This is a genomic window from Sphingomonas sp. TREG-RG-20F-R18-01 (genome assembly GCF_022662475.1).
In the GTDB taxonomy this organism is placed as follows: domain Bacteria; phylum Pseudomonadota; class Alphaproteobacteria; order Sphingomonadales; family Sphingomonadaceae; genus Sphingomonas.
Window position 1 is genome coordinate 1 of the sequence record NZ_JAKNQQ010000056.1, and the last position, 364, is coordinate 364.

The following is a 364-nucleotide window of genomic DNA, read 5'->3' on the forward strand; positions in this document are numbered from 1 at the left end:
AGGCGACGGACACGCCCTCCCGCATCATCTGCCGCCAGACCTTGCGCACGCCGTAGACCGCGAAGTTCTCGGCGAACACGCGCGCGATCTCAGGCTTTAGGACCGCATCCTGCCGCGCTCGCGCCGACAGGCGTGCCGGATCCTGTCGCTGCGCGACGCGCTCGTAGTAGGTGGATGGGGCGATCGGCAGGACGCGGCAGATCGGCTCGACCCCATAGACATCGCGGTGATCGTCAATGAAGGCGATCATCGCCGGAACGGGCGGTCGAGCTCCGCCTGCGCAAAATATGCGGACGCCTTGCGCAGAATCTCGTTGGCCTGCCGCAGCTCACGGACCTCGCGCTCGAGCGCCTTCACCTTGTCC

At 66.8% G+C, this 364-nt stretch carries 1 pseudogene and 1 other annotated feature; the pseudogene reads right to left on the minus strand.

The annotated features are described in order from the left end of the window. Window positions 1-364 (minus strand): annotated as a pseudogene (locus tag L8K25_RS22620) (IS3 family transposase); the annotation flags it as partial. Next, window positions 176-292, minus strand: a sequence feature (AL1L pseudoknot). It overlaps the preceding pseudogene by 117 nt.